Origin of the sequence: Pseudomonas brassicacearum, from assembly GCF_003732265.1 — a bacterium.
GTDB lineage: Bacteria > Pseudomonadota > Gammaproteobacteria > Pseudomonadales > Pseudomonadaceae > Aquipseudomonas > Aquipseudomonas brassicacearum_D.
Map to the genome: position 1 here is coordinate 247850 of NZ_MOBK01000001.1, position 24843 is coordinate 272692.

The following is a 24843-nucleotide window of genomic DNA, read 5'->3' on the forward strand; positions in this document are numbered from 1 at the left end:
GCAGGCTCACTCCCACAGTTGGAATGCGTTCCCCTGTGGGAGCGAGCCTGCTCGCGATGGCCGCGCCTCGGTCCCTCGACGAACACTACACAAACCAAATAAGGACATTTGCCCCACCGTGGCCACTTACTCGCTCGTTATCCGCCGCTTGATGATTGTCTCGCTGACGATTGTCGTCAGCCGCGCCATCACCAGCCCGCTGCTCACGCTGTTCCTGAGCAACAAACTCGGCCTCAACCAACAGGACGTCGGTTTGCTGCTGGGCATCGCGGTGTTTATCGCCACGCTGCTCGCGCTCTATGGCGGCTACATCATCGACCGTCTGGAAAAGCGCCGGCTGCTGATCCTCGCCATGCTTTCCAGCGCCATCGGCTTTGTATTGCTGACATTCGCCGAGAACCTCTACCTGACCACCGCCACGCTGGTGATCACTGAAACGGCTTCGGCGCTGTTTTTGATCGGATCGAAAGCGATCCTCAGCGAAAACCTGCCCATGGGCCAGCGCGCCAAGGCCTTTTCCCTGCGCTACACCTTGACCAACATCGGCTATGCCACCGGGCCGATGCTCGGCGTGGTGATTGCCGGCGTGTACCCGATTGCGCCGTTCCTGATCGCTGGCGGCATCGCGTTTTTCAGCATTTTCCTGATGATCGGGATCCCCAAGGATTCGGCCCAGCCACCTGCCATCGGCCAACCCCAAAGCTTTCTCAAGACGCTGATCACCCTGAAAAACGACCGCACGCTGATCATGTTCACCTGCGGCTGCCTGCTCAGTACGGTGGTCCACGGCCGGTTCACGTTGTACCTGTCGCAATACCTGCTGGTGACGCATGATTCCAAACGCGCCCTCGAAACCATGGCCGCCCTGCTCGCCTGCAACGCCATCAGCGTGATCCTGCTGCAATACCAGATCGGCCGGTTTCTCAAGCGTGAACAACTGCGCTACTGGATTGCCGGGGGCACCAGCCTGTTCATCGTCGGCCTGATCGGTTTCAGCCTGGCCGACAGCCTGGTGTCGTGGTGCGTGGCCATGTTCATCTTCACCCTCGGCGAAATGATCATTTACCCCGCCGAGTTCCTGTTCGTCGACACCCTGGCCCCGGAAGAACTGCGCGGCAGCTATTACGGTGCGCAGAACCTCGCCGCACTCGGCGGCGCACTGAGCCCGGTGATCTGCGGTTTCCTGCTGATGCACACGCCCGCACCGACGATGTTCTACGCCCTGAGCGCACTCACCGCGATGGGCGGATTCCTGTGCTTCATGAGCGGACGGCGCGTGGCGATACTGCAAAATTAATGCACTGAAGCTGCATTAATATGAATTTGTCAGCACATGGAATCAACGGCACACTGTGCCCGTTCCTCCCCCAATCGTTGGAACACCTTCAAGGGCTTTCTGGATATCCCAGCCAAGCCTTTTTTTTTATTCGTTTTTTTGTCCATGGATCGATTTCATCATGCTTGCTCGCTGGTTGCCCGCCGCCATCAACACCCGTCCTTCCGAATGGAGCCGCGCCGCCATCGGCATGGCCCTCGGGACGCTGTTCAGCGTCTGGGTTTGCGGGCAAGTGTTTGGCATGGACGTGGCGCAGCACCTGATCGGCCCGCTGGGCGCTTCGGCGGTATTGTTGTTTGCCGTGTCCTCCGGCGCCCTCGCCCAGCCGTGGTCGATTCTGGGCGGCTACTTGAGCGCCGGGGTGGTTTCGCTGCTGGTCGCCCACGTGCTCGGGCGAACCCTCGGCAGTGCCTGCCTGGCGGCGGGCATGGCGCTGATGTTGATGTGCTGGCTGCGTTGCCTGCATCCGCCGGCCGGGGCTTTGGCGCTGCTGTTGGTGTTGGCCGACCCGGTCACCATCGCCATGGACTGGAAGGCCCTCGGCCCGGTGATGCTCGGTGCCTCAGCAATGCTGCTCAGCGCCCTGGCGTACAACAACCTGACACGCATTCGCTACCCGAAACGCGCCAGCGAACCGGCGGCCGTGATCCCCGCCGACCACCCGCCCGTCGACACCCAGGCCATCACCGCACAAGACCTGAAACTGGCGTTGGCGGACATGGAGGCGTTCTTCGATGTGACGCCTGAAGACCTCGAACAGCTGATCCACGCCAGTGAATTGCATGCCAAGCGGCGCAGCATCAGCGAAGTCCTCAGCAAACGAATTTGACCAATCCTTGTGGAAGCAGGCATTGGCCTTAAGGCAAAAACGCAGACAGAACCTGCACATATCCCGGTTGTACATCACAAATTTGCACTGGTACGATCCTGCATCGCTCGCGCGCGAGCATCTCTATAAAGAACAATAAAAGCAGGGAGTTACTGATGACTGCTCAGGTTTCATCGAAGGCGACTTCGTCCATGAATGCCACGCAAAACGACGTGCTGGCCGAGGTTCGTAACCACATCGGTCACCTGACCCTCAACCGCCCCGCCGGCCTCAACGCCCTGACCCTGGACATGGTGCGCAATCTGCAGCGTCAACTCGACGCCTGGGCCCAGGATCCACAGGTACACGCGGTGGTCTTGCGCGGTGCCGGCGAGAAAGCCTTCTGTGCCGGCGGCGATATTCGTTCGCTGTATGACAGTTTCAAAAGCGGCGACACGCTGCACCAGGACTTCTTCGTCGAGGAATACGCCCTCGACCTCGCCATTCACCATTACCGCAAACCCGTGCTCGCCTTGATGGACGGCTTCGTCCTGGGCGGCGGCATGGGTCTGGTGCAAGGCGCCGATCTGCGAGTGGTCACGGAAAAAAGCCGACTGGCGATGCCGGAAGTCGGCATTGGCTACTTCCCGGACGTCGGTGGCAGCTACTTCCTGCCACGCATCCCCGGCGAGATTGGGATGTACCTCGGTGTCAGCGGTGTGCAGATTCGCGCGGCGGATGCGCTCTATTGCGGGTTGGCCGACTGGTATCTGGAGAGCGAAAAACTGGCCGTGCTGGACGACAAACTCGACCAGCTCGAATGGCACGACACGCCGCTCAAAGACCTGCAGGGCTTGCTGGCTAAACTCGCGGTGCAGCAACTGCCCGACGCACCGCTGGAAGCGCTGCGCCCGGCCATCGACCACTTCTTCGCCTTGCCCGATGTGCCGAGTATTGTTGAGCAACTGCGTGAAGTGACGATTGCCGACAGCCATGAGTGGGCACTGAGCACCGCCGACCTGCTGGACAGCCGTTCGCCGCTGGCCATGGGCGTGACCCTGGAAATGCTCCGTCGTGGTCGGCACTTGAGTCTGGAAGACTGCTTCGCCCTTGAGCTGCACCTGGACCGTCAATGGTTCGAGCGCGGCGACCTGATCGAAGGCGTGCGCGCCTTGCTGATCGACAAAGACAAGACGCCGCGCTGGAACCCGCCGACCCTAAAGGCACTGGATGCCGAGCACGTCGCGAGTTTCTTCAACGGCCTTGATGAAAGCGGGAACTGAGCCATGCACGATATCGAATTGAGCGAAGAGCAAGTCATGATCCGCGACATGGCCCGGGACTTTGCCCGCGGCGAAATCGCGCCCCATGCACAAGCCTGGGAAAAGGCTGGCTGGATCGACGACGGTCTGGTGGCGAAGATGGGGGAACTCGGGCTGCTGGGCATGGTGGTGCCTGAAGAATGGGGCGGCACCTATGTCGACTACGTGGCCTACGCCTTGGCGGTGGAAGAGATTTCCGCGGGTGATGGCGCTACCGGTGCGCTGATGAGCATCCACAACTCGGTCGGCTGCGGTCCGGTTTTGAACTACGGCACCGAAGAACAGAAACAGACCTGGTTGCCGGATCTTGCCAGCGGCCAGGCCATCGGCTGCTTCTGCCTGACCGAACCACAAGCCGGTTCCGAAGCGCACAACCTGCGTACCCGCGCCGAACTGCGCGACGGCCAGTGGGTGATCAACGGCGCCAAGCAATTTGTCAGCAACGGCAAACGGGCGAAACTGGCGATTGTGTTTGCCGTGACCGATCCGGACTTGGGCAAACGCGGTATTTCGGCCTTCCTGGTGCCGACCGACACCGCCGGTTTTATCGTCGATCGCACTGAACACAAGATGGGCATCCGCGCCTCCGACACCTGCGCGGTGACGTTGAACAACTGCACCATTGCCGAAGCCAACCTGCTGGGTGAACGCGGCAAAGGCCTGTCCATCGCCCTGTCCAACCTCGAAGGCGGCCGTATCGGCATTGCCGCGCAAGCGTTGGGCATTGCCCGTGCCGCGTTTGAAGCGGCGTTGGCCTATGCGCGGGATCGGGTGCAATTCGACAAGCCGATCATCGAACACCAGAGCATCGCCAACATGCTCGCCGACATGCACATGCAGCTGAACGCCGCGCGCTTGCTCATCCTGCATGCGGCGCGCCTGCGCACGGCCGGCAAACCCTGCCTGTCGCAAGCCTCACAGGCCAAGCTGTTCGCCTCGGAAATGGCCGAGAAGGTGTGTTCGTCCGCGATTCAGATTCATGGCGGTTATGGGTATCTGGAAGACTATCCCGTGGAGAAGTACTACCGGGATGCGCGGATTACGCAGATTTACGAAGGGTCGAGCGAGATACAGCGGATGGTGATCGCCCGCGAGCTAAAGAACTATCTGGTGTAAAAAGCTAAAAGCTTCGCGAGCAAGCCCGCTCCCACATTTGACCGCATTCCTCCTGTAAGAATGCGGTCAAATGTGGGAGCGGGCTTGCTCGCGAAGGCGTCCGTGAAAACGCTACATCACTTCCCTTGGAACTCAGCCTCACGTTTGGCAATAAACGCCGCCATCCCTTCCTTCTGATCCTGCGTCGCAAACGCCGCATGGAACACCCGGCGCTCAAAGCGCACGCCTTCGGACAGGCTCACTTCGAACGCGCGGTTCACGCTTTCCTTGACCATCATCGCAATCGGCAGCGACTTCTTCGCAATCAGCGCTGCGACTTTCAACGCTTCGTCCAACAACTCATCCGCCGGCACGATCCGCGCGACGATGCCGCAACGCTCCGCTTCCACCGCGTCGATCAAACGCCCGCTCAGGCACATTTCCATGGCCTTGGCCTTGCCCACGGCGCGGGTCAGGCGCTGGGTGCCGCCCATGCCCGGCAGCACGCCGAGGTTGATTTCCGGCTGGCCGAATTTGGCGTTGTCGCCCGCCAGGATGAAGTCGCACATCAGCGCCAGCTCACAACCACCGCCCAGGGCAAAACCGTTGACCGCGGCGATGATCGGCTTGCGGCGGTTGGCCACGCGATCGCTGTCGCTGAACAGGTCGTCGATGTAGATTTGCGGGTAGGTCAGCTCGGCCATTTCCTTGATGTCGGCACCGGCGGCGAAGGCTTTTTTCGAGCCGGTCAGTACGATGCAGCCGATGTTCGAATCGGCTTCCAGGCCATCGAGGGCGTGGTTCAGCTCACTGACGATCTGCGCGTTCAACGCGTTCAGCGCTTGCGGCCGGTTCAAGGTAATCAGGCCGACGCGGCCGTGGGTTTCCAGCAAAATCGTTTCGTAACTCACAGAGGGACTCCTTCTTATAAATTGCGCGAAATAACCATGCGTTGAATATCGCTGGTGCCTTCGTAGATCTGGCAGACCCGCACGTCGCGGTAGATCCGCTCCAGCGGGAAGTCGTTGAGGTAACCGTAACCGCCGAGGGTTTGCAATGCCGAGGAGCAGACCTTTTCAGCCATTTCCGAGGCGAACAGCTTGGCCATGGACGCTTCGACCAGTGCCGGTTTGCCGCTGTCACGCAGCGCCGCCGCGTAATGCACCATCTGCCGGGCCACGGCAATTTTCGTGGCCATGTCGGCGAGGCGGAACGCAACGGCCTGGTGTTCGATGATCGGCTTGCCGAAACTCTCGCGCTCACGGGCGTAGTCGCGGGCCGCTTCGAACGCGGCGCGGGCCATGCCCACCGATTGCGACGCAATGCCGACACGACCGCCTTCGAGGTTGGCCAGGGCGATTCGGTAACCTTCGCCCTCTTCGCCCAATCGGTTGGCGACCGGGACTTTAACGTCTTCGAACAGGATCTGGCAGGTGTCGGACGCGTGCTGACCGAGTTTGTCTTCAACCCGTGCGACTTTATAGCCCGGTGAATCAGTTGGCACGATCAACGCGGTGATCCCACGTTTGCCGGCGCTCGGGTCTGTCACGGCAAACACGATCACCACTCCGGCATTCTGCCCGGAGGTAATGAACTGTTTGCAGCCGTTGAGCACGTAGTGATCGCCTTCCAGGCGCGCGCGGGTTTTCAGGCCGCTGGCGTCGGAACCAGCCTGCGGTTCGGTCAGGGCAAAGGCGCCGAGCATCGCGCCGCTGGCCAGGGGCTTGAGGAAGCGTTCTTTCTGATCGTCGTTGCCGTAGTGCAGGATCGGCACGCAGCCCACGGAGTTGTGCACGCTCATGATGGTCGAGCACGCACCGTCGCCGGCGGCGATTTCTTCCAGGGCCATGGCGTAGGCTAGGTAACCGGTGTCGCACCCGCCCCACTGCTCCGGCACCAGCATGCCGAAGAAGCCGAGTTCAGCCATTTCACCGATGGCTTCCTTGGGGAAGCGGTGTTCGCGATCCCAATCGGCGGCGAACGGTTTCAGCCGTTCCTGGGCGAACTGCCGGGCGGCTTCGCTGATCTGCAGTTGTTCGTCATTGGGAATCATGCCAAGTCCTTAAAATTTGCCTGTCGTACAAAATGACCGGCTGAAACACTGAACCTGTGGGAGCGGGCTTGCTCGCGAAAGCGGTGTGTCATTCAACATTGATGTCGCCTGACACGGCCTCTTCGCGGGCAAGCCCGCTCCCACAGGGATTGGCGTCAGCCCTCAGTAGAGGCATTCAACCGCCATGGCCGTGGCTTCGCCGCCGCCGATGCAGATCGCTGCGACGCCGCGTTTCAGGCCTTTCTGGCGCAGGGCCGAGAGCAAGGTCACGAGAATTCGCGCGCCCGACGCACCAATCGGGTGGCCCAAGGCGCACGCGCCGCCGTGAACGTTGACCTTCTCGTGGGGGATTTCCAGTTTGGTCATCGTGACCAGACTGACCACGGCGAAGGCTTCGTTCACTTCGAACAGTTCGACCTGGTCCAGCGACCAGCCGGTTTTTTTCATCAGCTTCTTGATCGCGCCCACTGGCGCCACCGGGAACAGGCCCGGGGTGTCGGCAAACGCCGCGTGACCGTGAATCACTGCCAGCGGTTTCAGCCCTTGTTTCTCGGCTTCGGAACGGCGCATCAGCACCAGTGCCGCCGCGCCATCGGAGATCGAACTGGAGTTCGCCGCCGTGACCGTGCCGCCATCGCGGAACGCCGCTTTCAACGAGGCAATCTTGTCCAGTTTGGCTTTCGGTGGCTGTTCGTCGTTGCTGATCAGCACCTGTTCTTTTCCGACCATGACCGACACCGGGACGATCTCGTCCTTGAAGCTGCCGTCCTTGATCGCCTGCTGTGCGCGGGTGGTCGAGGCGATGGCAAAGGCGTCTTGCGCTTCGCGGGTAAAGCCGTTGGTTTCGGCGCAATCCTCAGCGAAGGTGCCCATCAGGCGGCCTTTGTCGTAGGCATCTTCCAGACCGTCGAGGAACATATGATCGAGCACACGCCCGTGGCCCATGCGATAACCGCTGCGTGCACGGTCCAGCAGGTATGGCGCGTTGGACATGCTTTCCATGCCGCCCGCGACCACGATTTCAGCACTGCCGGCCACCAGCATGTCGTGGGCCAGAATCGCCGCTTCCATGCCCGAACCGCACATCTTGTTCAGCGTGGTGCAACGGGTCGATTTGTCCAGCCCGGCGCCCAGTGCAGCCTGACGCGCCGGCGCCTGGCCAAGGCCAGCGGACAGGACGCAGCCGAACAGCACTTCCTCGACCGATTCGGCATTGATGCCGGCGCGCTCGACGGCGGCGCGGATGGCCAGAGCGCCGAGTTGCGGTGCGGTCAGGCTTTTCAGTTCGCCCTGAAACCCACCCATCGGGGTGCGGACGGCGCTGACGATAACAATCGGATCGTTGGCAATGGTCATGTCAAAACTCCTTACTTGGCGGCCATGCGCAAGGCACCGTCGAGACGGATCACCTCGCCGTTGAGCATGCTGTTTTCAATGATATGCCGGACCAGCGCGGCGTACTCGCCAGGTTTGCCCAGGCGTGGCGGGAATGGCACGCCAGCGGCCAGCGAATCGCGGACTTCCTGGGTCATGCCGGCCATCATCGGCGTTTCGAAAATGCCCGGGGCGATGGTCATCACGCGGATGCCAAAGCGCGCCAGTTCGCGGGCGGCGGGCAAGGTCAGGCTGACGATTGCCCCCTTGGACGCAGCATAAGCAGCCTGGCCGATCTGGCCGTCATAAGCAGCGGCGGAGGCCGTATTGATGATCACGCCGCGTTCCCCATCGGCGTCGGGATGGGTTTCGGCGATAGCCGCCGAGGCCAGGCGCAGCATGTTGAAGCTGCCGATCAGGTTGACGTTGATCACCTGGCTGAAACTGGCCAGTGAGTGCAGGCCGTTCTTGCCGAGGATCTTCTCGCCACGCACGATACCGGCGCAGTTGACCAGACCGTTAAGGCCACCGAAGGCCTTGACCGTCGCCTGCACCGCCGCTTCCGCTGCCGCTTCGTTGCTGATGTCCGCGACCACGCTTTGCGCGCCCAGACGCTGGGCCTGCGCCGCCACGGCCTCGGCATTCATGTCCACCAGCATCACTTTGGCGCCGGCCGCAACCAACATTTCAGCGGTGGCAGCACCCAGGCCGGAAGCACCGCCGGTGACCAGAAAAATCTTGTTTTCGATCTGCATCATTGTTTCCTTGGATTCAAGCTGAAACGTTCTTCGCGGCGGCCTCTTGAGCCTTGGCGATTTCCTGGTTGCGCAAGATAAAGCGCTGCAATTTGCCGCTTGGGGTTTTCGGCAACTCGCTGACAAATTCGATTTCACGGGGATAGGAATGCGCCGCCAGACGCTTGCGCACGTGTTGGCGCAGTTCTTCGGCCAGCTCCGGTGTGGCGCGGTATTGCTCGCAGATCACAACGAAGGCCTTGACCAGTTCAGTGCGCTCCGGATCGGGTTTGCCGACCACCGCCGCCTCGACCACGGCCGGGTGCTCGATCAACGCGCTTTCGACGTCGAACGGGCCGACGCGGTAGCCGGACGTGGTGATCACGTCATCGCTACGGCCGACGAAACTGATGCTGCCGTCCGGGTTCCACTCCACGGTGTCGCCACTTAAATAATAGTCGCCGACGAACGCTTTGGTCGGCGCGCCTTCGTAGCCGTTGAACCAGCACATCGGTGATTGCGTGCGGTCGATGGCCAGAATGCCGGGCTGACCAATACCGAGTTCCTTGTAGTCATCGTCCAGCACCACGATGCGGTGGCCAGGCGAGGCAAAACCGGCGGCGCCCACATGGACCGGGTGTTCCAGTGCGTGGTGATTGCACAGGACCATGCCCAGTTCGGTCTGGCCGTAATGGTCGTGGATGACCACACCGAGGTTGTCGGCGAACCAGCGGATCACTTCCGGGTTCAGCGGTTCGCCGGCGCTACTGACGATGCGCAGCTTGCCCTTGATCGACTTGGCGAACTCGTCGCCGCCCGCGATCAGCAGGCGGTAAGCGGTCGGCGAGCCAGTGAGGTTGGTGATCCCGTACTTGTTGATCACCCGGCAGGTGCTTTCGAGGGTGAATGGGCCATCGTAAAAGGTAATCGGATGCCCCATCGACATCGGCCCGGTGACACCGAAATAGATGCCGTAGGCCCAGCCCGGATCGGCCACGTTCCAGAACGCGTCTTCGGGACGCAAATCCACGGCGTCGCGGGTGTAGCTCTGAAAGGCGACGATGGCTTTCAGTGGCACCGACAAGGCTTTCGAAGGACCGGTGGTGCCCGAGGTGAACATCAGCAGGAACGGGTCTTCGCCGGTCAGCAGCACCGGTTCGCAGTCGGCGGAATAATTCGCCAGTTCGGCCCAGAAGCTGTAATCGCCACGGACGATGCCCTGGCCTTTGGCGCCACCGACGGTGACGACGGTCGGGCAGTCGGCGACTTCAGCGAGTTTCGGGCGATTGACCGCGTCGGTCACCACGACTTTGGCCCCGGAGCAGCCGAGACGGTGTTCGATGGCTTTGGGGCCGAACGCGGTAAAAAGCGGCTGATACACCGCCCCAATGCGCCAGGTGGCGAACACGGTGATCAATAATTCGATGTTGCGTGGCAGGAGGCCGGCGACCTTGTCGCCCTTCCTCACCCCTTGGGCCAGCAGAAAATTGGCGAAACGTGCGGCTTTGTCCTGCAGATCGCTGAAGGTGTACGTGGCGCTGGCGCCATCGCGACCTTCCCAGAACAGCGCAATGCGCCCCGGCAAGGCATGCCGGTCGCAACACTCGACACAGGCGTTGAGCGCTTGCAGGGAACCGCTGAGTGCGGCGTCGACGGTGTGCTGATAATTGAACTGTGATGTGGCAGACAAGTAATCGCGCATTGCCAGAATCCCTCTGTTTTTTTATTAGGTTGGGGGAACCGTAAAAAGCAGGGAAATACTCGCTCTGTGGGCAGAACGGGGCAATGGTCAAAGTTATCAAGTTGCGTGACTGCTTTGGCCAAGGTTCAAGGGTTGTTGTGCCTGGGCGGGCCTCTTCGCGAGCAGGCTCGCTCCCACATTTGCAATGCACTCCCCCTGTGGGAGCGAGCCTGCTCGCGAAGGGGCCAGAGTGAACGACACAAAATCCGGATCAGTGCGCTTCGTTCAGAATCAGACTGCGGTAATGCCCCGGATTCGACCCCGACCACTTGCGGAACGCCTTGTAGAACGAGCTGGCATCGGCAAACCCCAACCGCGTGGCGATCTCGGCGAAGCTGATGTTCGGCTCGGCCAACCAGACGATGGCCAGTTCCTTGCGCACGCTGTCCTTGAGCCCTTGATAGGTCTGCCCTTCTTCCGCCAGACGCCGGCGCAAGGTCGAGGCAGACATGCACAGTTGCTGTGCCAAGGGTTCGGTCTCCGGCCACTGCTCGGCGGGGAGTTGCCGCAAATCGTGTTTGATCCGGCTGGCCAGGCTTTCGGGATCACGGTATTTCACCAGGATGTTGGCCGGCGCATGAGCCAGGAAACGCTTGAGCTCTTCCAGGCTGCGTTTGATCGGCAGGTCCAGGCAATCGGCCGAGAAAATCATCCGTGTACGCGGCCGGTCGAAGCGCAGGTTCTCGGAGAACATCACTTGATAGTCATCGCAAAAGTCCGGTGCGGCGCAGCGCAATTCTACGGCCAGGATGGGGATCCGCCGCCCGGCCAGCCAGCAGGCCACGCCATGGACGATCATCCAGTAAGTGAAATAGGTGAAGGCGCGACGCGGGTCCTGGTCGTCTTCCAGCAGGACGATTTCGGCCAGGCTTTGTTGGCGAACCAGTTGCGCGGGCAGGTGTTCGAGCATCAACGACAGAAAGCTCAACCCCGTGGTTAAAGCAGCGGCGAGGCTGGGCTGAACCATCGAGCAACGGCACAGAAATTCCAGGCTGCCGGACTTGAGCTTGCGCGGGTCCATGCCAAAAAACTCGTCATCGCCGCGCCGGGCCAGCAAGCGCCAGAGCCGCGCATAAGCGGTGGCCGGCACACGGGCATCGGTGGTCTGCAGCCAGGCCGGATCGATGCCGACCTTGTCCAACACCTCGTCGGTGGCCTGACCGGGGGCGCAACTTTGCAGCAGCGCTTCGCGCACCAGTTGAATGGAGATGGTGTCTTTTTCCGACATTGAGCGCGGTGAGCCCTGTTGTTTTTTTGAGTGTGGGCATCTTACCGCAGCCGTTTGCCCAGTGCAGATCCCTTGTAGGAGTGAGCCTGCTCGCGATAGCGGTGTGTCCGTCACCCAGTTGCTGGCAGTCAGTCCGCTATCGCGAGCAGGCTCACTCCTACAAGGGATTGCGTGATGTTCAGGTTAGGTTCAGGTAAATGGCAATCAACCCCATATGAGAATGAGTGTCATTATGTTACAAATTAGCACCCTATCTAATTCCACCGGTGCTGAATGCTCGTCCCTTTCCTGATCATGCTGCGCGAAGGCATTGAAGCCGCGTTGATCGTTGGCATCATCGCCAGCTACCTCAAGCAAACCGGCCGTGGCCAGTGGATGCCCGCCGTGTGGATCGGCGTGTTCCTCGCCGCCGCCCTGGCCTTGTTAGTGGGCGGTGGCCTGGAGCTGGTCAGTGCCGAGTTCCCGCAGAAACAACAAGAGCTGTTTGAAGGTGTGGTCGGTCTGGTGGCCGTCGGCATTCTCAGTTCGATGGTGTTCTGGATGCGTAAAGTGGCGCGTTCGATCAAGCATTCCTTGCACGTATCCCTCGATCACGCGCTGACCGGTTCCAGAAACCAGGTGTTCGCGCTGATCGCCATGGTGTTTTTCGCCGTCGCTCGGGAAGGCCTGGAAACAGTGTTCTTCCTGCTCGCGGTGTTCCAGCAAAGCGATGGCCCGGCCGCGCCGATCGGCGCCCTGCTCGGCCTGGTCCTGGCCATCGTCATCGGTTTCCTCATCTATACCGGCAGCATGCGCCTGAACCTCAGCGCGTTTTTCCGCTGGACCGGGTTGTTCATCCTGGTGGTCGCCGCCGGCATTCTCGCCAACTCGGTGCAGGCGCTGCATGAAGCCGGGCTGTGGAATCACCTGCAAACCGTGCTGTTCGACTTAAGCGCCACGCTACCGATGGATGGTCCGCTGGGCTCGGTACTGGCGGGCATGTTCGGCTATCAGGACGCGCCCACCGTCAGCACTCTCGGCGCTTATCTGATTTACCTGGTGGTGGCGCTGGTGATGTTTTTTCTCCCGGCCCCGGCGCCCGCTAAACAGTCTTCTTCCGTTTCCAGTCAGTAAGGGCTTTCATGTCAACGCCTACTCCTACCGTGGCCACACCTTCCAGGGCTTTGCGCTGGGCGGTGGCCGGTTCGGTGATCGTGATGATCGCCGCCGGCGGCCTGTTCTACTACGCCTCGAAAATGGCCGCCGCCAAGCGTCAGGCCAACCATGACGAAATCGTGGTGAACATCCACCCGCACAGCTGCGAGCCGAATGCGCTGACGGTCCCGGCCGGTCGCGCCAGTTTCCGCATCGTCAACCGCTCGGATCGGGCCGTTGAATGGGAAATCCTCGATGGCGTGCTGGTGCTCGAAGAGCGCGAGAATATCGCGCCGGGCCTGAGCCAGGTGATCAACGCCAACCTTGCCCCCGGCGACTACACCATCACCTGCGGCTTGCTCAGCAACCCGCGCGGCACGTTGCACGTGACCCCGACGGCCGCGTCCGACGCTGCCGCCAAGGCCAAACCGTCAATGGTCGCGTTCATCGGGCCACTGTCGGAATTTCGCGTGTACCTGAGCAGCCAGGGCACCGCGCTGATCAAAGCCACCACCGCCCTTGAGCAAGCCATCGAGGCCGGCGACCTGAGCCAGGCGCAAGCCTTGTACACACCGGCCCGCGCCGCCTATCAACGCATCGCCCCGGCCGCCCAGCGCCTGGCCGAACTGGACAACGCGATCAATGCCCGCGCCGACTATTTCGAAAAACGCGAACAGGACCCGGCCTTCGTCGGCTTCCATCGCCTGGAATACGCGCTGTTCCAGCAACGCAACCTCGACGGCCTGACGCCCGTTGCGCAACGCCTGACCCGCGACGTCACCACGCTCAAACAGCAACTGCTGGCCGAGCCGCTGCCGCCGGAGCAACTGGTGAGCATTGTGGTGCGCAACCTCAACACCCTCGCCGACGTGCGTGCCAGCAGCGGTGAAGAAGAACGCTACAGCCACACCGACCTCAACGGCTTCGCCGCCAACCTCGACGTCGCGCGCAAAGTCGTCGAGCTGTTGCGACCGATGCTGAGTAAATCCGCCGCTGCCGTCCTGCCGAAGATCGACAGCGCCCTCGCCGCCTTCGACAGCGAACTCAATGACCTCAAGGTCAAGGACGGCTACGCCAGCTACGACAGTGTCAGCGCCGAGCAGCGCAAACAGGTCGCCGACAAGGCCCAGGCCCTGGCCGACGCCCTCGACACCATCGATCCCGCCCTTGGCCTGTCCGGCCTGTAAGCAGAAGACGACATTCAGATGAACGATTCAGAGCAATTCAACCTCCAGCGTCGCCGGATCCTGATGGGCATGGGCGTCGCCGGCGTGGCACTGGCCGGCAGCGCACTGAGCTGCCCGGCGATGGCCGCCAGCCCCGCGCAAGTCACTGAAGCGCCAAGCAGCGACAAGACCGAAGACCGCCATGCGTTCCACGGCAAGTACCAGACCGGCATCGTCACCCCACGCCCGGCATCCGGCATGCTGGTGTCGTTTGATGTGTTGGCCAGTGACCGCGAAGACCTCGAGCGGCTGTTCCGCACCCTTAACGAGCGCATCGCGTTTTTGATGAAGGGCGGCCCGGTGACCCAGGTCGATCCAAAACTGCCACCGGTGGATTCCGGGATTCTCGGCCCGGTGGTGACGCCGGACAACCTGACCATCACCGTCTCGGTAGGGGAATCGCTGTTCGATGAGCGTTTCGGTCTGGCCAGCGTCAAACCCAAGCGGTTGATCCGCATGGTCGGTTTCCCCAACGATGCGCTGGAAGCCGACTGCTGCCACGGCGACTTGAGCTTGCAGTTCTGTTCCAACACCACCGACACCAACATCCACGCCCTGCGCGACATTGTGAAGAACCTCCCGGATTTGCTGCTGGTGCGCTGGAAACAGGAAGGCAGCGTGCCGCCGCAAGCCCCGGCGAAACCCGGTGTGCCCGCGCAGAGCGCGCGCAATTTCCTCGGTTTCCGCGACGGCTCGGCCAACCCCGACTCCAACAACGCCAAGACCATGGACAGCATCGTCTGGGTCCAGCCCGGCAGCGATGAACCGGCCTGGGCGGCGAATGGCAGCTATCAAGCGGTGCGGATCATCCGCAACTTCGTCGAGCGCTGGGACCGCACGCCGTTGCAGGAACAGGAAAGCATTCTCGGACGGGTCAAAAGTACCGGTGCGCCCATGGGCGGTGGCCACGAAACCGAGGTCCCGGACTACGCCAAGGACCCGCAAGGCAAACTGACCAAACTCGACGCGCACATCCGCCTGGCCAACCCGCGCACCGCCGCGACCCAGGCCAATCTGATCCTGCGCCGGCCGTTCAACTACTCCAACGGCGTGAACAAGAACGGTCAGCTCGACATGGGCCTGCTGTTCATCTGCTATCAGGCCGATCTGGAAAAAGGCTTCATCACCGTACAGACCCGTCTGAACGGCGAACCGCTGGAGGAATACCTCAAGCCTGTCGGCGGCGGCTACTTCTTCACCCTGCCGGGTGTCACGGGCGATCAGGATTTCATCGGTCGCTCGCTGCTGGACGCCACCCATTCAACAACAACCGCATAACAACGCCCAACACGGAACCGCCCCATGAAAAAGTCGCCACTCGCTTTGCTGCTGACCCTTGGCTTGCTCAACACTCCGCTCTCAGCGTTCGCGGCGACCGCGCCGCTGGACCTGGTGGGGCCGGTGTCGGACTACAAGATCTACGTCACCGAACAACTGGACGAATTGGCCAGCCACACCCAGCAATTCACCGACGCGGTGAAAAAAGGTGACCTGGCCACCGCACAAAAGCTCTATGCGCCGACCCGCGTCTACTACGAGTCGATCGAGCCGATTGCCGAGCTGTTCAGTGACCTGGACGCGTCCATCGACTCCCGCGTCGACGACCACGAAAAAGGCGTGAAGGCTGAAGACTTCACCGGTTTCCACCGCATCGAATACTCGCTGTTCTCGGAAAAAAGCACCCAGGGCCTGGGCGGGCTGGCCGACGGTTTGAACAAAGACGTCAAGGACCTGCAAACCCGCGTGGCCGGCCTGACCTTCCCGCCTGAGAAAGTCGTCGGCGGCGCGGCGGCGTTGCTGGAAGAAGTGGCGGCCACCAAGATCTCCGGCGAAGAAGACCGTTACAGCCACACCGACCTGTATGACTTCCAGGGCAACGTCGACGGCGCGAAGAAAATCGTCGACCTGTTCCGTCCGCAGATCCAGAAGCAGGACGCGGCGTTCATTGCCAAGGTCGACAAGAACTTCGCGACCGTGGACAAGATCCTGGCCAAGTACAAGACCAAGGACGGTGGTTTCGAAACGTATGACAAGGTGAAAGAGAGCGACCGCAAGGCGCTGGTTGGGCCGGTGAATACGTTGGCTGAAGATTTGTCGACGTTGCGTGGAAAGCTCGGTTTGAACTGAGGTTTTTGTAGCGTCTGGGCGGGCCCCTTCGCGAGCAAGCCCGCTCCCACATTGGATTTGTGAACGACACAAAACTAATGTGGGAGCGGGCTTGCTCGCGAAGGCATTATCACTACCACCGATATTCCCCCCGCCTGTCCGATACCCGCGCTACCATCCCCCGCAAACAACAAAAGCTCACGGAAGACTCCCCTCATGACCACCCCCGCCTTCGACCTGCGCCCATTAATGGTCGCCAACATGGCTTGCTCCATGTCGATGATGGCGTTCGTCTCGTTGATCGGCCCGATTGCCCGGGTGCTGGGCCTGGCCACGTGGCAGGCCGGTGCGGCGGTGACGGTGTCCGGGGTGATCTGGATGCTGCTGGCCCGCCCCTGGGGCCAGGCCAGCGACCGCTATGGCCGGCGCCGGATTCTGTTGATCGCCACCGCCGGTTTCACCCTCGCCTATTGGGCCTTGTGCCTGTTCATCGATGCTTCATTACGATTCCTGCCGTCGGCGCTGCTGGGGTTCATCGGTTTGATGATCGGGCGCGGCTTGATCGGCGTGTTCTATGCCGCGATCCCGGTGGGTTGCAACGCGCTGATCGCCGACAACATTGAGCCGCAGCACCGTGCCAAAGCCATGGCGGCGTTGGGCGCTGCCAACGCCTGTGGCCTGGTGATCGGGCCGGCCATCGCCGCGTTGCTCTCGCGTTTCAGTTTGAGCCTGCCGTTCTACGCCATGGCCGTCCTGCCGTTGCTGGCGTTTCTGGTGTTGCGCTTCAAGCTCAAGGGCCAGGAATTGCACCTGCGGCAAGTACCGCGCAAGGTCCACCTGAATGATCCGCGCCTGCGCCGGCCGATGGCGGTCGCGTTTGTGGCGATGTTGTGCGTGTCGATTGCGCAGATCACCGTCGGCTTCTTCGCCCTCGACCGGCTTCGCATGAGCCCGGCCGACGCCGCACAAACCGCAGGCATCGCCCTGACCATGGTCGGGTTCGCGCTGATCTGTTCGCAACTGGTGGTGCGCCGGCTCGAATGGCCGCCGCTGCGGTTGATCCGCGCCGGTGCGCTGATGGCGTCCGTGGGATTTGCCGGCAGTATCCTGGCGAATACCGCGTGGGGCTTGTGGCTGTGCTTTTTCGTGTCGGCGGGCGGGATGGGGCTGATCTTTCCGTCATTCGCAGCGCTGGCGGCGAACGCCGTGGACGCTTCGGAGCAAGGCGCGACGGCAGGCTCAATCGGCGCTGCGCAAGGCTTTGGCGTGGTCATCGGGCCATTGGCAGCCACCTTGATCTACGACCTCGAACCGCGCCTGCCCTATCTCGTCGCGGCCGCGCTACTGCTGCTGGTGGCCCTGTGGCCAAAGCCCCCGGCAGCGTTGAGCCTTACAGAATCCGATAGAGCAACCGCTCGATCCGCACGCGACTGACGCGCGTGAGGAACTTGGCCACCGCTGGCGGGTAATCCAGCAGCGTTTCCAGATCCTGATAACGCTCGATGCGCTTTGTGTTCTGGAAAATCTCCACCAGCTCAGCCTTGCGAGGCTCCAGCAACTCGCCTTTCGGGTCATCGATCAGCAGCGCGTTTTCCAGGTCAAGACGGAACGCTCGCGGGTTGAGGTTGTTGCCGGTCAGCAAGGTGTAGCGCTGGTCGATCCACATGCCTTTGAGGTGATAGGTGTTGTCGCCATCGCGCCACAAATGCAGGTTCAGCTTGCCGCTGTCGATGCTGTGTTGATGGCGTTTGGCAAAACGTCGCAGGCTGATCTCGTACAAATACGGCAGCGCCGCGATCACCTTGAACGGCTCGCTCGGCGGGATGTAGAAGTCGTTGGCGGTCTTGTCGCCGACCACGATGTCGACCTTCACGCCCCGGCCCAGCGCCCGGTTGATTTCCCGGGTCACCGCCAGCGGCAGGTTGAAGTACGGCGTGCAAATGGTCAGTTGGTGCTGGGCGCTGGCGATCAGCTCGCAAATCACCCGGTTCAAAGGATTGTTCTTGCCCACACCCAGCAACGGGCTGACGCACAAACCGCCTTTGAGCGTGGTGCCTGCCGTGGTGTCGTACGCGGCGTGCTTGAGGCGGCTGCGCAAGTCGCCGATGTCGTTGCGCAGGCTGCGGGTGGTCGGCAGGTTCGGCAAGTCGAGGCGGTGCACAGCTTTTGAGGCGATGAAACCGTGCTGGATCAGGTGCTGCATGGAGTTGGCCAGCGCCTGGTTCTGCAGCACGTGATAGCGGTCGAAGCGGTACTTGTCGAACTTGTGCAGGTACACGTTGTTCAGGCTCGCGCCGCTGTAGATCACGCAGTCATCGATCACAAAGCCTTTCAAATGCAGCACGCCGAACAGTTCGCGCGTCTGCACCGGCACGCCATACACCGGCACTTCACTGGCGTGGGTGCGGGTCGCTTCCTGATACCACGCCGAGTTGCCCGGCTGCTTGCCCGCACCAATCAGACCGCGCTGGGCGCGCAGCCAGTCGACCACCACGACCACGTCCAGCTGCGGACGCGCCAGTTTGGCGGCGTGCAAGGCATCGAGGATTTCCTGGCCGGCTTCGTCCTGTTGCAGGTACAGCGCGACGATATAGATGCGGTGCGTGGCCTGGGCGATTTTCTCCAGCAGGCAACGACGAAACTCGGCAGCGCCGGACAGGATGGTGACGGCATCGGCGGTCAGCGGAAAACTGCGCAGTTTGGGCAGCAGAGAGCGTTTGAAAAGCGACGGCATAGGGCTCGCAATGGGTCGAATCCGGAGAATTCAAGAGCTTACACCATGGATCGGTTCGGGTCTTCCGGTGTTGTTAAGGTCCCCTTCGCGAGCAAGCCCGCTCCCACATTGGAATGCATTTCAAATGTGGGAGCGGGCTTGCTCGCGAAGGGGACCTTACAGGCGACAAATAATTATTGTTGACCATGGAGAACGAACGTTCTACTGTACCCAACATGAACGAATTAGCCGATAACACCACACGCGACATCATTCTGGATGTCACCGAAAAGTTGATATATAAAAGTGGCATCGCCGCCACCGGCATGGACCTTCTGGTGAAAACCGCCGGCGTCTCCAGAAAAAGCATCTACCGCTACTTCGCCAACAAGGAGGAGCTGACCGTCGCAGCCCTGCAACGCCGGGATGTGCGCTGGATGCATTGGTACAAAACCGCCGTCGATCAGGCTGAAACACCGGCCGATCGCCTGCTCAACCTGTTTACCGTGCTCAAGGCCTGGTTCGCCTCCGAAGGCTTCCGCGGTTGCGCCTTCATCAACACCAGTGGCGAAACCGGCGACCCGCAAGACCCGGTCCGCCTGGTGGCCAAGGAACACAAACAGAAACTGCTCGACTACGTGCGCGAGCTCTGCACCGAACATGGCGTCACCGATCCGGAGAACACGGCCAAGCAGCTGCTGATCCTGATCGATGGTGCCATTACCGTGGCGCTTGTCATGGGTGATTACAGTGCCGCCGATAATGCGCAATGCATGGCGCGAAAGTTATTGGACCTGTAACACTTATATAAGCGCTGCAACGTGTTTGAACTTTACTTTTATTGGGAGACTTTACATGTCTAACGCTGAAGTTCGTCCGCCATTGCCCCCTTTCACCCGCGAGTCGGCCATCGAAAAAGTTCGCCTGGCCGAAGACGGCTGGAACTCTCGCGACGCGGAACAGGTGTCGCTGGCCTACACGCTTGACACCAAATGGCGTAACCGCGCCGAGTTTGCCTACAACCGCGAAGAAGCCAAAGGTTTCCTGACCCGCAAATGGGCCAAGGAACTCGATTACCGCCTGATCAAGGAACTCTGGGCCTTCACCGGCAACCGCATCGCCGTGCGCTATGCCTATGAATGGCACGACGACTCGGGCAACTGGTTCCGCTCCTACGGCAACGAGAACTGGGAATTTGATGAAAACGGGTTGATGGCCAACCGGTTTGCCTGCATCAACGACATGCCAATCAAGGAAAGTGACCGCAAGTTCCACTGGCCGCTGGGACGTCGTCCGGATGATCACCCGGGACTGTCTGACCTCGGCCTGTAAATCCACCTAGATCCACCGATCCAATGTGGGAGCGGGCTTGCTCGCGAAAGCGGTGTATCAGTCACTGTATATATCGACTGACACTCAGCCATCGCGAGCAAGCTCACTCCTACAAGGGTTTTGTGTGGGTTATACGGCTGCGGTGGTTGGCTTCGATTGGGCCTTGGCCTCTAGCTCCCTCACCAACGGCAACACGCGCTTACCGAAATACTCCACCTCTTCCTGAAAGTGCAAAAACCCCGCCAACACCAGGTCCACGCCCACTGCCTTCAACGCCACGATCCGCTCGGCAATCTGCTGCGGCGTGCCAATCAGGTTGGTCTTGAAGCCATCGTTGTATTGCACCAGATCCTCAAACGTCGACTTCGCCCAATTGCCCTCACCTTCCGGCGACGCCTTGCCCGCTTGTTTCGCGGCATCGCCAAAGGCATTTACCGCCTCTGGATCGGCCTGATCGATGATTTGCGCCAGCACTGCCCGCGCCTCTTCTTCGGTGTCGCGAGCGATGACAAACGCATTCACACCGATTTTCACCGAATGATTATTCGCGGCAGCCTTCACGCGGATATCGTCGACCTGCGCCTTGATCCCTTCTGGCGTATTGCCGTTGGTGAAGTACCAGTCCGACACCCGCGCTGCCATATCCCGGGCGGCACGTGAACTGCCGCCCTGAAAGATTTCCGGCTGACCCAGAGGCTTGGGTTTGAGGCTGTAGTTGTCGAAACGGTAGAAGTCGCCGCGAAAGGTGAAGTTGTCCTGGCTCCAGATACCCTTGAGCGAACGGATGAACTCCTCGGAACGGCGATATCGCTCGTCGTGCTCCAGCCAATGCTCGCCAATCGCCTGAAATTCACCTTTGAACCAGCCACTGACGATATTCACCGCCACTCGCCCATTGGTCAGTTGATCGATGGTCGCCAACTGCTTGGCCGCCAGCGCCGGTTGCCACGGGCCGGGCAGGATCGCGGCGATCACTTTGAGTGTGGTGGTGGCGGCCAGCAACGCGTGGCTGAAGGCAACCGACTCATGTTGGTATTCGGCGCCGTAACCGGCGGTGAAACGGATTTGGGTCAGGGCGTATTCGAACCCCGCGGCTTCGGCCAGTTGCGCCAGTTTGCGGTTGTAGTCGATGCCCCAGTGGGTGCGCTGCTCGATCTTGCTGACCACCAGCCCGCCGCTGACGTTCGGCACCCAGTAGGCAAATTTGACGGCTTGCTGACTCATTGGCGTGTCCTCGGGACTCAGGGATGTACCAAGGGCTAGAGCAGCAACCGTGCCAGTACTGAAGTGGCGGTTTTGCGGGGGGTTCAGAGTGGTTGGCTGTCAGGCATCAGGGCGATTTGTCGATGGACTGTTGGTGGGGCAACAGTGGCGCCTGGGAGTCAGTCATCGCCAGCAGGCTGGCTCCCACATTGGATCTATGCAGCACCCGAGATCCCTGTGGGAGCCAGCCTGCTGGCGATAGGGCCAGACCAGTCGCCGCAAAGTCCGGATCTAGGTAAGATACCGCCCCTTCCCCGCAGCCCTTTCCTGCACCCCGCCGAATAAGCCGATTCCATGCCTTTCGAACTCAGCGTTGACCTCACCACCCTGGCCATTCTGGCCGTCGTTGCCTTTATTGCCGGCTTCATCGACGCGATTGCCGGGGGTGGCGGCCTGCTCACCACGCCGGCATTGCTCACCGCCGGCCTGCCGCCGCACTTGGTGTTGGGTACCAACAAGTTGAGTTCGACCTTCGGCTCGGCCACCGCCAGTTTCACCTTCTACCGGCGCAAGCTGTTCCATCCGCGGCAGTGGGTGCATGCCATCGTCGGCACTCTGGTCGGCGCGTTGACCGGCGCCATCGTCGCGCATTACCTGCCGGCCGAGTGGCTGAACAAAATGCTCCCGGTGATCGTCTTCGCCTGCGGCGTGTACCTGTTGTTCGGCGGCACACCCAAGGCCCCGCTGGACTGCGATGCACCGATCAAGAAAAAGTGGCAGTCGACCCAAGGTTTCAGCCTCGGTTTCTACGACGGCGTGGCGGGTCCCGGCACGGGCGCATTCTGGACCGTCAGCACCCTGTTGATGTACCCCATCGATCTGGTGAAGGCCAGCGGCGTGGCGCGCAGCATGAACTTCGTCAGCAACATTGCGGCGCTGTCGGTGTTTGTGTTTTCCGGGCAGGTGGACTGGATCATCGGCCTGAGCATGGGCGTGTCGGTGATGGCCGGCGCATTCTTCGGCGCTCGCACCGCCATCAGCGGCGGCGCGAAGTTCATTCGTCCGGTGTTCATCACCGTGGTGCTGGGCTTGACCGTGCGCTTAGCCTGGCAACACTGGTTCAGCGTGGCCTAAGCGCCGCGCCACGTAGACGTCGATCAGGTAACGGGCAATCGAGCGCGACGCCGGCAACGGCGGCAGCGCATGGACGTTGAACCACTGGGCGTCTTCGATTTCGTCTTCCTGGCAGACAATCTCGCCACCGGCGTACTCGGCATGGAAGCCGAGCATCATCGAGTGCGGGAACGGCCAGCACTGGCTGCCCAGGTACTGGATGTTCTTGACCTCGATCTGCACCTCTTCGCGAACCTCGCGAATCAGGCAGTCCTCGGCCGACTCGCCTGGCTCGGCAAACCCGGCCAGCGTGCTGTAGACCCCGCTGACAAAACGCGGCGAACGCGCCAGCAGCACTTCATCGCCACGGGTCACCAGCACGATCATGCTCGGCGAAATCCGTGGGTAATAGCGTAAATCGCACGGCTCGCAGTACATCGCCCGCTCACGCGGAACCTGCGTCGCCGCCTGCCCACAGTTGCCACAAAAGCGGTGCTCGCGATACCAGGTGCCAATTTGCGCGGCATAGCCGAGCACCTTGTACACCGTGTGATCGCCATCGAGCATGAACGCCCGCAGGCCTTTCCAGTTGCAACCCGCCACGTCGCTGGCGCTGCGCAGCTCCAGTAGATAGACCGGCTCACCGTCGAGATGGCCGATGCCGTGTTCGGCGAGAATCGACAAGTCCTGACGCTTGAGCCATTCACGCGGGAACAGCGCGCCATTGTCATCGAACAGGAAGCCTTCCGGGCTGCGGGCCACGGCCCAGCCGCCGGGTTGGTCAGTGTCCAGTACTGCAGTGGTCCAGCGTGAAGTCATGTTTAATCAGTCCAGAAATTCGGGTTTCTGTTTGCTCATATGGGCGGCCATGGCCACGCGCAAATCAGTGGATTGCAGCATGGCGGCGTTCCAGGTGGCGACGTATTCGAGGCCGTCGTCGATGCGGTGGTCGCGCATGTAGCTGATCATCTCTTTGGTCCCGGTGACCGCAATCGGCGACTTGCTGGCGATTTCCCGGGCAATGCCCATGACGCCATCCAGCAGGCTGGCAGTGTCGCTGTAGACGCGATTGACCAGGCCGATGCTGCGCGCTTCCTCGGCGCCAAACGTGCGACCAGTGTAAGCCAGTTCACGCAGCATGCCGTCACCGATGATACGCGGCAAGCGTTGCAAAGTGCCTACATCCGCCGCCATGCCGATGTCGATTTCCTTGATCGAGAATTGTGCGCCTTCGGCGGCGTAACGCATGTCGCAGGCGGCGATCAGGTCGATGGCGCCACCCAGGCAATAGCCCTGAATCGCTGCCAGCACCGGCTTGCGGCAATTGTCGACAGCATTGAAGGACGCTTGCAGGGCGAGGATTTTGCGGCGCAGCAGACGTGCATTGCGGCCGACGTCCTTGCCCAGTTCATTGGCCACGCCGGCCAGCATCATCAGGTCGATGCCGGAGGAAAAATGCTTGCCGGCGCCGCTGAGCACCACCACGCGGGCTTCGTCGGTGTCGTCGATCCACTGGAAAATCTCAATGATCTCGCTCCAGAACGCGGCGTTCATCGAATTGATCTTTTCCGGGCGGTTGATCTGCACATGGGCGATGTTGTCGGCGAGTTCGACGGTGAACGCGGTGTACTGAGACATGGCAGTGATCCTTTTACCGGGCAAAAAATGAGGTCCGGACTATAACAAGGCATTGGCGGGGGGAGTAAGGCAGTGGTTCGGCCAAAAGCGGGACTGGCTTCAAGTTCTTTAGTGTCTGGGCCGGCCCCTTCGCGAGCAGGCTCGCTCCCACAGGGGATGTGTGAACTGCGCAGATACGATGTGGGAGCGAGCCTGCTCGCGAAGGCCGCTCCGCTGATCTAACTGCCCTTCACCACCACAAACGCCGCGGTCTCATAAGGCACCGTCCCCACATCCCGCCCACGCAACGCCGGCTCCCCGGCAATCAACGCCCGAACCTGTTCATCCACCTTCGTCCGCTCCGCCTCTGGCAATGCCGCTATAAAACTGGTCGAACGCACCCGATTGAAAATCACATCCTCAGGCGCCCCCGTGTGCCCATGGCTGAAATGCTGCGCCTGCAACGGCCCGAACGCCCGGTGAGGAAACGCCCGACGCCAGGCACCGGTGTAATAACGCGGAAGGCCTGGGCGCAGACCACCACGTCCACGCAGGCATCCGGTAATGGCTGTCTGCATTCAAGCCCAGCGTACCGGTCAGCCAGTCGACCACGGCCGGCGGATAGTCCGGGCGGCCGCGTACATAGGTGTCAGCGCCGGTCTTGTATCCCGCCGCGGCAGAATGATGGACATGGTCTTTCATGGCAGT

Annotated in this window: 22 protein-coding genes and 1 pseudogene; 12 read left to right on the plus strand and 11 right to left on the minus strand. The window is 61.3% G+C overall.

Translation table 11 applies throughout. The annotated features are described in order from the left end of the window. Nucleotides 1–118 precede the first annotated feature (118 nt). From BK660_RS01120 to BK660_RS01135, 4 genes are all read left to right on the plus strand, one after another. A complete protein-coding gene (locus BK660_RS01120) occupies nt 119–1297 on the plus strand; it encodes an MFS transporter (protein ID WP_123431702.1) in 1179 nt (392 codons plus the stop codon). A gap of 160 nt (nt 1298–1457) precedes the next feature. Continuing rightward, entirely contained in the window at nt 1458–2165 is a 708-nt protein-coding gene (locus BK660_RS01125; protein ID WP_123431703.1) for an HPP family protein, read from the plus strand. A gap of 155 nt (nt 2166–2320) precedes the next feature. Continuing rightward, the gene (locus BK660_RS01130) at nt 2321–3427 is read left to right on the plus strand and encodes an enoyl-CoA hydratase/isomerase family protein (protein WP_123431704.1); all 1107 of its coding nucleotides are present in this window, start codon (nt 2321–2323) and stop codon (nt 3425–3427) included. 3 nt (nt 3428–3430) lie between these two features. Then, complete coding sequence (locus BK660_RS01135) at nt 3431–4582, plus strand: acyl-CoA dehydrogenase family protein (RefSeq protein WP_123431705.1); 1152 nt, start codon at nt 3431–3433, stop codon at nt 4580–4582. A gap of 116 nt (nt 4583–4698) precedes the next feature. On the opposite strand, the gene BK660_RS01140 is transcribed toward BK660_RS01135, so the two are convergent. The 6 genes from BK660_RS01140 to BK660_RS01170 all read right to left on the minus strand — a co-directional run bounded on the left by BK660_RS01140 (nt 4699) and on the right by BK660_RS01170 (nt 11691). Next, entirely contained in the window at nt 4699–5472 is a 774-nt protein-coding gene (locus BK660_RS01140; RefSeq protein WP_123431706.1) for an enoyl-CoA hydratase, read from the minus strand. 14 nt (nt 5473–5486) lie between these two features. Next, on the minus strand, nt 5487–6614 hold the full coding sequence (locus BK660_RS01145) for an acyl-CoA dehydrogenase (RefSeq protein WP_123431707.1): 1128 nt from the start codon (nt 6612–6614) through the stop codon (nt 5487–5489). A 162-nt stretch (nt 6615–6776) separates the two neighbouring features. After that, nucleotides 6777–7970 carry an acetyl-CoA C-acyltransferase gene (locus BK660_RS01155; RefSeq protein WP_123431708.1) on the minus strand — a complete coding sequence of 398 codons (1194 nt, stop codon included), beginning with the start codon at nt 7968–7970 and terminating at the stop codon, nt 6777–6779. 11 nt (nt 7971–7981) lie between these two features. Then, complete coding sequence (locus tag BK660_RS01160) at nt 7982–8743, minus strand: SDR family NAD(P)-dependent oxidoreductase (RefSeq protein WP_123431709.1); 762 nt, start codon at nt 8741–8743, stop codon at nt 7982–7984. A 16-nt stretch (nt 8744–8759) separates the two neighbouring features. Further along, on the minus strand, nt 8760–10424 hold the full coding sequence (locus BK660_RS01165) for an AMP-binding protein (RefSeq protein ID WP_123431710.1): 1665 nt from the start codon (nt 10422–10424) through the stop codon (nt 8760–8762). Nucleotides 10425–10674: 250 nt separating this feature from the next. After that, the gene (locus BK660_RS01170; RefSeq protein ID WP_123431711.1) at nt 10675–11691 is read right to left on the minus strand and encodes an AraC family transcriptional regulator; all 1017 of its coding nucleotides are present in this window, start codon (nt 11689–11691) and stop codon (nt 10675–10677) included. A gap of 273 nt (nt 11692–11964) precedes the next feature. Here BK660_RS01170 and efeU point away from each other — a divergent pair, with 273 nt between their 5' ends. The 5 genes from efeU to BK660_RS01195 all read left to right on the plus strand — a co-directional run bounded on the left by efeU (nt 11965) and on the right by BK660_RS01195 (nt 17591). After that, complete coding sequence (gene efeU / locus BK660_RS01175) at nt 11965–12804, plus strand: iron uptake transporter permease EfeU (RefSeq protein WP_123431712.1); 840 nt, start codon at nt 11965–11967, stop codon at nt 12802–12804. Nucleotides 12805–12812: 8 nt separating this feature from the next. Further along, nucleotides 12813–14012, plus strand: a complete 1200-nt coding sequence (efeO, locus tag BK660_RS01180; protein ID WP_123431713.1) for an iron uptake system protein EfeO — start codon at nt 12813–12815, stop codon at nt 14010–14012. Nucleotides 14013–14030: 18 nt separating this feature from the next. Then, complete coding sequence (gene efeB / locus BK660_RS01185; RefSeq protein ID WP_123431714.1) at nt 14031–15329, plus strand: iron uptake transporter deferrochelatase/peroxidase subunit; 1299 nt, start codon at nt 14031–14033, stop codon at nt 15327–15329. A gap of 24 nt (nt 15330–15353) precedes the next feature. Beyond that, entirely contained in the window at nt 15354–16178 is an 825-nt protein-coding gene (gene efeO, locus BK660_RS01190; protein ID WP_123431715.1) for an iron uptake system protein EfeO, read from the plus strand. Between the two features lie 195 nt (nt 16179–16373). Continuing rightward, nucleotides 16374–17591, plus strand: a complete 1218-nt coding sequence (locus tag BK660_RS01195; protein WP_123431716.1) for an MFS transporter — start codon at nt 16374–16376, stop codon at nt 17589–17591. Here BK660_RS01195 and pssA read toward each other — a convergent pair. After that, nucleotides 17548–18891, minus strand: coding sequence for a CDP-diacylglycerol--serine O-phosphatidyltransferase (gene pssA, locus BK660_RS01200; protein ID WP_123431717.1), 1344 nt, complete (start codon nt 18889–18891; stop codon nt 17548–17550). The genes BK660_RS01195 and pssA overlap by 44 nt on opposite strands. Before the next feature lie 215 nt (nt 18892–19106). Between pssA and BK660_RS01205 the strand changes: the two genes are divergently transcribed. Both BK660_RS01205 and BK660_RS01210 read left to right on the plus strand, forming a co-directional pair. Beyond that, complete coding sequence (locus BK660_RS01205; protein ID WP_123431718.1) at nt 19107–19670, plus strand: TetR/AcrR family transcriptional regulator; 564 nt, start codon at nt 19107–19109, stop codon at nt 19668–19670. Nucleotides 19671–19725: 55 nt separating this feature from the next. Beyond that, a complete protein-coding gene (locus BK660_RS01210; protein ID WP_123431719.1) occupies nt 19726–20202 on the plus strand; it encodes a nuclear transport factor 2 family protein in 477 nt (158 codons plus the stop codon). 129 nt (nt 20203–20331) lie between these two features. Here the strand turns inward: BK660_RS01210 and sfnG are convergent, their stop codons facing one another. Then, entirely contained in the window at nt 20332–21426 is a 1095-nt protein-coding gene (gene sfnG / locus BK660_RS01215) for a dimethylsulfone monooxygenase SfnG (RefSeq protein WP_123431720.1), read from the minus strand. A gap of 333 nt (nt 21427–21759) precedes the next feature. Between sfnG and BK660_RS01220 the strand changes: the two genes are divergently transcribed. Then, nucleotides 21760–22539, plus strand: a complete 780-nt coding sequence (locus tag BK660_RS01220) for a TSUP family transporter (RefSeq protein WP_123431721.1) — start codon at nt 21760–21762, stop codon at nt 22537–22539. Here the strand turns inward: BK660_RS01220 and nudC are convergent. From nudC to BK660_RS01235, 3 genes and pseudogenes are all read right to left on the minus strand, one after another. Continuing rightward, a complete protein-coding gene (gene nudC / locus BK660_RS01225; protein WP_123431722.1) occupies nt 22507–23337 on the minus strand; it encodes an NAD(+) diphosphatase in 831 nt (276 codons plus the stop codon). The two genes, BK660_RS01220 and nudC, sit on opposite strands and share 33 nt — an antisense overlap. Nucleotides 23338–23343: 6 nt before the next feature. Next, nucleotides 23344–24156 (minus strand): crotonase/enoyl-CoA hydratase family protein, encoded by an 813-nt coding sequence (locus BK660_RS01230; protein WP_123431723.1) that lies wholly within the window; start codon nt 24154–24156, stop codon nt 23344–23346. A 218-nt stretch (nt 24157–24374) separates the two neighbouring features. Then, nucleotides 24375–24837, minus strand: a pseudogene (locus BK660_RS01235) (hypothetical protein). Between the last annotated feature and the right edge of the window lie 6 nt (nt 24838–24843).